At 25.0% G+C, this 5,636-nt stretch carries 5 protein-coding genes and 2 pseudogenes; 4 read left to right on the top strand and 3 right to left on the bottom strand.

Annotated elements, in window-relative coordinates:
- From Q1J60_RS12690 to Q1J60_RS12685, 3 genes and pseudogenes are all read left to right on the top strand, one after another.
- Positions 1 to 334, top strand: a 334-nt coding sequence (locus tag Q1J60_RS12690; protein WP_300376034.1) for a DDE-type integrase/transposase/recombinase, incomplete at its 5' end; no start/stop codon positions are given.
- A gap of 15 nt (positions 335 to 349) precedes the next feature.
- Positions 350 to 553: pseudogene (locus Q1J60_RS13080) on the top strand (IS3 family transposase); the annotation flags it as partial.
- Positions 554 to 629: 76 nt separating this feature from the next.
- Positions 630 to 854, top strand: a pseudogene (locus tag Q1J60_RS12685) (IS30 family transposase); the annotation flags it as partial.
- 62 nt (positions 855 to 916) lie between these two features.
- Here Q1J60_RS12685 and Q1J60_RS12680 read toward each other — a convergent pair.
- Both Q1J60_RS12680 and Q1J60_RS12675 read right to left on the bottom strand, forming a co-directional pair.
- Positions 917 to 1,801 carry a glycosyltransferase family 2 protein gene (locus Q1J60_RS12680; protein WP_300376031.1) on the bottom strand — a complete coding sequence of 295 codons (885 nt, stop codon included), beginning with the start codon at positions 1,799 to 1,801 and terminating at the stop codon, positions 917 to 919.
- Positions 1,794 to 3,194, bottom strand: a complete 1,401-nt coding sequence (locus Q1J60_RS12675; RefSeq protein WP_300376028.1) for a lipopolysaccharide biosynthesis protein — start codon at positions 3,192 to 3,194, stop codon at positions 1,794 to 1,796. Before Q1J60_RS12675 ends, Q1J60_RS12680 begins: the two co-directional genes overlap by 8 nt.
- A gap of 200 nt (positions 3,195 to 3,394) precedes the next feature.
- Between Q1J60_RS12675 and Q1J60_RS12670 the strand changes: the two genes are divergently transcribed.
- Positions 3,395 to 5,074 (top strand): N-acetylmuramoyl-L-alanine amidase, encoded by a 1,680-nt coding sequence (locus tag Q1J60_RS12670; RefSeq protein ID WP_300376025.1) that lies wholly within the window; start codon positions 3,395 to 3,397, stop codon positions 5,072 to 5,074.
- Between the two features lie 81 nt (positions 5,075 to 5,155).
- Here Q1J60_RS12670 and Q1J60_RS12665 read toward each other — a convergent pair.
- Positions 5,156 to 5,636 (bottom strand): LCP family protein (locus Q1J60_RS12665; protein ID WP_300376022.1); only part of this gene is annotated, 481 nt, incomplete at its 5' end.

Raw genomic sequence — 5,636 nt, 5'->3', positions numbered from 1 at the left:
AAAGCCGAAAGAAGGCTTAGAAAACTTTTTAAAACGTAATTTCACAACAAATAGTATAAATGAGAAATGGTCTGGAGATATAACTTATATAAAAACTCAAAAAGATGGTTGGTGCTACTTAGCTTCTGTACTTGATTTACCCTCTAAGAAAATAGTGGGATACTCTTTCGGTAAAAATATGACAAATGATCTTGTTATGGCGGCACTAAAAAATGCTTGTTATCTTCAAGGTATAGACAAGAATAATAAAATAATATTTCATAGTGATTTAGGCTCACAATATACAAGTAATTATATGAAAAATCTATGCAATGAATTTAATATAATACAATGATTTAGTCAAAAGGGTTGTTCCTATGACAACGCTTGTATAGAGTCATTTCATGCTGTTTTAAAGAAAGAAGAAATTTATAGAAACATCTATGAAAAATATGAAGATGCTAAAAAAGCAATTTTTGAATATATAGAAGGTTTTTATAATAGTAAAAGACTGCATTCAGCTCTTGCTTACAATACTCCTAATGAGGTAGAATTTAAAGCTTTGAATGTGTAGCTTTAAATAAAGTTCGAGTTTTCGTGTCCAAGATATTGACACAAATCCACTTTAACAAAAAACTGAAACTAAAACAAAAGTGTATTTCACTAATCCATATTCTTCATTTGAAAAAGGAACAAATGAAGAATATAGATTAATTAGACGTTTTATCCAAAAGAAAAAACGAATTTCAGATTACTCACTTGAAACCATATCTTTCATAGAAAATTGGATGAATACTCTTCCAAGAAAGCTTATTGATTACAAGACTCTGGAAGAGTTATTTGAAATACACTTAGATGAAATATATTTATTATAATAATTAATTTTTAAATCATAATTAAGGACTAGTTAAATTTGATATTGAAATTTAGAGAAATTTTATTTTAATTTACCGAATATATTATTTCTATAATCTTTAAACCCCTTAAAAATCATTTTAATTTTAAAGTATTTATTATTTTCAAATAAGATTATTTTAATAGTTTCTTTAATAAATGAACGCTTATCATTAGATATAAATTGTTTGCAATCTTTGAAATTGTTCCATACAAATAAGCGATTTCTAGTTATATAGTATCTTCTAAGAGAAGAATGGTTAGTATAAGTAATCTTTTTATTAAAAATATTAATTTGTTTACTATCACCTAGATGATGTATTAATTTTGCATCGTGAACTTTTATTTGTTTATAATTTTTTTTAGAAATTCTAAGACAATATTCTAAATCAACGTAATCTATAAATAGTTTTTCTGTAAAGGTGCCAACTTTATTAAAGACTTTTTTATTTAGTATATTACCAGAAGTTATATCTGCAATTATATAGCTATAATTTAGTGTAGTAAATTTAGATTTTTCATTAGTATAATTTTTGAAATTAGTTTCTAAGTGAGTTGGAAATAAACTAACTACATCTTTTTTTTCATTTGGTGATAAGTTTGAATAAGTCTTTAGCATTACATTAACCATACCATCAGTTGCAACACTATCATTATCCATAGTAAGTATCCATTCAAAATTTTCTTTGAGAGCAAGCTCAATTCCACGATTTAAAGCAAATGCTATGCCCATATTGGTTTCATTTAATAAACATTCAATTTTACTAGAATGTTCTTTCTTTAAATGTTTGATATAATTTACAGTTTCTAAATCTGAACCATTATCAACTATAATAACTTTGTCAACCTGATTTAATATTGAATAAAAACATTTAGAAAGTTCATTACCTATATTATATGTAACTATTATGCAGCAAATATTATTCATTTATAGATTCCTCTTTTCTTTTAAATTTTTTTATAATAAGTAATATAGATACTTTAATTTCTATTAATTCTTTTCTAAAAAATATAAATATAGTTAGCAATATAATAATTAAATAAGAAATACCACCTAGGAACCAATTCATGGTATTAGAAAGAAATAAAAAGGAAATTAAGTTTATAAAAAGAAATAAAATTTCATTTTTATCTGGTTTTAAATAATAAAAGTGTTTACTAGAGTAAAAATACCATGTTATAAAAGAAAATGTTGTTGCAAGAGCTATACTTGATGTTGAATGGCTTATAAGCATTGCAATAGTGTTATATGTAGTTGAAATAATAAGCATTAATATAACTACTTTTAAATATTTCTTTTCATTTTTTCTTACTTTATAAATATTTACAAATAAAGCATTTATAACAATCATATAAGGATATGAAGCAAATGATATTGCTATTATATTTAAAGATAAAATATATTTTTTTAAAAATATATTTACTACAAAAGCAAAACCAAAATAGCTTAAACTAGCTATAGTACCTAATATGATTAAATACTTTTTAAAAGTTTTTAATTCTTCTTTGTTTTCATTTTTTGCAATATGATTGTAGAAAGTTACAGAAATAGCGCTTACTAGAAGATTTATAAGATTTAACATTGATATTGCAAATGAATAATAAGCAAAATCATTACTTGTATAAAAGAATTTTATAAACCATCTATCAATTCCGTAAAATAGAATAACTGAAAGATTACCTATAAGAATAAAAAAACCAACTTTAATATTATTCATAATTTCTTTTTTAAATTTAAATTTAAATTTCTTAAATTTTTTTAAAAAATTTAATTCTAAATAAATGGTTATAATTATATTAACAAATGTAGGAATTAAACAATAAATTAGGTAATTTCTACTTTTAAATAAAATTGTAAAAATAATGTTAAAAATTAAATTGAAAATTGTATAAAAAAGAACTATTTTACTATATTTATTAAAATCTCCAATAGATTGATAAAACATGGTAAAAAAACCGTAAATAGCAAATGGGATTATACTAAATGATAGTAATATTATAATTACATCTTTTAAAATTAGACCAATTAAAAAGAAAATTATTGAAAATATAAATTGAATTAAGAAGAATGTTATGTTTTCACATTTTAGTTCAGATTTATTTATTGATTCAATAGATTTTCCACCATATTTTATATACATTCCATCAACAAATCCTAAACTAAGTATTGATGTATATGAAAGATAAAAATTGAATGTTTTCAAATTGGCAAAATCAGTAACTGATAATAAAGCAGGTACTAAAAATGATATTAGTATTCCTGAAATCATACTTAATATATTTACTGAAAAAATTTTAAGTATATTTTTCTTTAGACTCATTAAAATAATTCACCGCCCTATATGTTTATGAAATAAAAATATGTAACATAATTATCATTATAAAATTAATTTGTAATTCTTTCAACTTTTTTGTAATATATATATTACAAAAAAGTTGAATAATTATGGAAAAAGTAGTATTATGTAAAAGATAGAATTTGTTTATAATATTAAACTTAAAAGGGGAGAAAATATAATTTATGAAAAAGAAAATTATTAAAATTTTATTAATCGCTCTCGTTATAACAACATTTGTAGGACAAGTTTCTTTAGCATCAGATCTGAGTGATACTAAGAATGAAAATGGAGTAGTAAGAATAAAGTTGCAAAAAGACAACAATTCATTAATAGATGATGAAAAAATCTCTAATACTATTGAAAAGATTTCTAATCTTAATGAAAAAGCAAGTATAGAAAATATTGATTCAGATGATGGAGAATTACCAATAAGTTTAGATGAGTATTTAGATTTAAAGGATAAATTTCAAGTAAGTCAATTTTTTGTTAAAGAAAATATACCTAATAAATATACAGAAACACCAAATGGATTAAAAATTTATGAAACAGATTTTCAATGGAATGGAGACTTAAATTTAACTAATGAACCTAATACTATAATCTTACATCATATAGAAGCTTCTAGACCTGGACAAACTATACCAGTTACTGATATAGATGCATGGCATAAAGCTAATACATGGGCAGGAATAGGATATCATTTTTATATTACAAAAAATGGAGATGTATTTAGGGGAAGGCCTGAAAATGCTATAGGAGCACATGCTAAAAGTCATAATGTTAATACTTTAGGTATTGCTGTTGAAGGAAAATATGAAACTGAAACGATGCCTAAAGCTCAAGAGGAATCTGTAATTAAATTAGGGCAATATTTAAGAAGAAAATATAAGATAAATACAATTCTCAGACATAAAGATGTAAATTCAACAGATTGTCCAGGGAAAAATTATCCGTTTACTGAAGTTAAAAATAATATTTTATCATATCCGATTACTGAACCTGTAAAACCAGAAGTAAAACCTCCACTTAAAAATCAAGATTTTGCTGTAGAATATCAAAGTAAAGTAGAAGAAAATGGATGGCAAGGCTATAAGAAAAATGGGGAAGTTTCAGGAACAACAGGTCAAGCGAAAAGGGTAGAAGGAATTAAAATTAATTTAAATAATGCTCCAGAAGGAGTTGCATTAAATTATAAAGTTCATGTAGCTGATGAAGGATGGAAGAATTGGACTTCTGAAGGAAATATTGCTGGAGCAAGTGATTTAAATAAGAGAATAGAGGCTATACAAATAAAATTAACAGGTGATCATAGTGAGGATTATGAAGTTCAATATAGAGTACATGTACAAGATATTGGTTGGATGAATTGGCAAAGAAATGGAGAGGTTGCAGGAACAACAGGCCAATCAAAGAGAATAGAAGCTATTGAAATTAAAGTGATTCCAAGCAATAAGTTAGGTATCAAATATGATGTTCATGGAGAAGATTATGGATGGCAAAGTACAAAATATAACGGTCAATTAGGTGGAACAACAGGCCAATCTAGAAGAGTTGAAGGTATAAAAATTTCATTAATGAATAAAGGGAATTCTGATTTAGGTATTAGATATAAAGCTCATGTACAAGATATTGGATGGCAAGATTGGGTTTCTGAAGGAACATTATCAGGAACTACTGGTAAATGTAAACAAATGGAAGCGATACAAATAGAGTTACAAGGAAAAGATTCTTCAAAACATAATATAGAATATAGAGTTCATGTTAAAGGTATTGGTTGGATGCCATGGAAGAAAAATGGAGAAGTTGCTGGAACAACAGGCCAATCAAGGAGAATAGAAGCTATTGAAATTAGAATTAATTAAAAAATTAATAAGATTAACTATAAAAGGATGTTAGCATAATTAACATCCTTTTATTATATAGAGTTTTTCTAAATTAATATATTAACTTTTGATATCCTCAAATATATAATCATGAATTTGTTTGACTGTAGCATCTTTATCAAATGTTAAAAAATACACACCTTTTATCATTTCACCTTTAGAATAGTTGTCTTTAGGGAATCTTTCTTGCTCTAATCCAGAACCACCCATAGAAGCAACTGTTTTTGCAAGTCCTAAAATATCGCTAGAAGATAAACTAGTAGTTACCATAGGCATAAGTTCATTTAAGATTGTTGGGTATTTAGTTGGAGAAACTTGGGTAAATTTCTCAAATAATTTACTTAAAACTATTCTTTGTCTTTCAGTTCTTTCACCATCTCCACCAGTAGTATATCTTATTCTACAATAAGCTAGGGCTTGAGTTCCATTAACATGCTGAGTACCAGCAGAAGTTATGTTAGATACATTTGTTTTATTTAAAGCGTTAAGATCATTAATATAGTTATTTATATATTGAAGCTCATCATTTCTGATATCTAAA

It is taken from the genome of Clostridium sp. (assembly GCF_029258205.1).
Classification (GTDB): Bacteria; Bacillota; Clostridia; order Clostridiales; family Clostridiaceae; genus Sarcina.
The sequence above is the reverse complement of the archived record's forward strand: the minus strand, read 5'-3'. Positions and strand labels throughout refer to the sequence as shown.

Excerpts from the sequence above, each read along its gene's own strand:
- Q1J60_RS12680 (WP_300376031.1), bottom strand. The coding sequence starts at position 1,801 with ATGAATAATATTTGCTGCATAATAGTTACATATAATATAGGTAATGAA.
- Q1J60_RS12675 (WP_300376028.1), bottom strand. The coding sequence starts at position 3,194 with ATGAGTCTAAAGAAAAATATACTTAAAATTTTTTCAGTAAATATATTA.
- Q1J60_RS12670 (WP_300376025.1), top strand. The coding sequence starts at position 3,395 with ATGAAAAAGAAAATTATTAAAATTTTATTAATCGCTCTCGTTATAACA.